We start from the raw sequence: 1,136 nt of genomic DNA, 5'->3' as shown, positions 1-1,136 counted from the left end.
CTTGGTGCCGCGCAGCARCACGCCGACGTTGTCGCCCGCCTGGCCCTGGTCCAGCAGCTTGCGGAACATYTCCACGCCCGTGCAGGTCGTCTTCTGGACSGGRCGGATGCCGACGATCTCGACTTCCTCGCCGACCTTGACGATGCCGCGCTCGACCCGGCCCGTGACCACGGTGCCGCGGCCCGAGATCGAGAACACGTCTTCCACCGGCATCAGGAACGGCAGGTCCAGCGGACGCGCCGGCTGCGGGATGTAGTCGTCGACCGTCTGCATCAGCTTSAGCACCGACTGCTCGCCGATCTCCGGGTTCACGCCGTCGGTCGCGGCCTTGGCCGAACCCGCCGTGATCGGAATGTCGTCGCCCGGGAACTGGTACGAGCTCAGCAGCTCGCGCACTTCCATCTCGACCAGCTCCAGCAGCTCGGCGTCGTCCACCAGGTCGACCTTGTTCAGATAGACCACCAGAGCCGGCACGCCGACCTGACGGGCCAGCAGGATGTGCTCGCGCGTCTGCGGCATCGGGCCGTCAGCGGCCGAAACCACCAGGATGGCGCCGTCCATCTGCGCGGCGCCCGTGATCATGTTCTTCACATAGTCGGCGTGGCCGGGGCAGTCGACGTGCGCATAGTGACGGGCGGCCGTCTCATACTCGACGTGCGCCGTGTTGATCGTGATGCCGCGCGCCTTCTCTTCCGGAGCCGCGTCGATGTCGGCGTAGTTCATCGCCTTGCCGCCGCTGGCCTTGGCCAGAACCATCGTGATCGCCGCCGTCAGCGTCGTCTTGCCGTGGTCAACGTGACCAATCGTGCCGATGTTGCAGTGCGGCTTGTTACGTTCGAACTTTTCCTTGGCCATTCTCTTCTCTCCGTCCCCTGAACAGGGGGCTTTGTCCTAGTGTTTCAGGGGGTGATTTAAGCGGAATACTTCTTGATCACTTCGTCGGCGACGTGTTGCGGCACCGGCTCGTAGTGGTCGTACTGCATGGTGAAGGCCGCGCGGCCCTGCGACATGCCGCGAAGCGTGTTCACATAGCCGAACATGTTGGCCAGCGGCACGAAGGCGTTCACGACGGTGGCGTTGCCGCGCATGTCCTGGGCCGCGCTGACTCCCGGCGCCGATCCGCTGCTGAAACCCTT

Annotated in this window: 2 protein-coding genes; both read right to left on the bottom strand. The window is 65.1% G+C overall.

The window, feature by feature from the left end:
• A partial coding sequence (gene tuf, locus ASD25_RS05265; RefSeq protein WP_235562619.1) for an elongation factor Tu occupies positions 1-855 on the bottom strand: 855 nt, incomplete at its 3' end.
• Positions 856-911: 56 nt separating this feature from the next.
• Positions 912-1,136 (bottom strand): hypothetical protein (locus ASD25_RS05260; RefSeq protein WP_056615211.1); only part of this gene is annotated, 225 nt, incomplete at its 5' end.

The organism is Brevundimonas sp. Root1423 (assembly GCF_001426805.1).
This window is presented reverse-complemented; position numbering and strand designations above follow the sequence as displayed.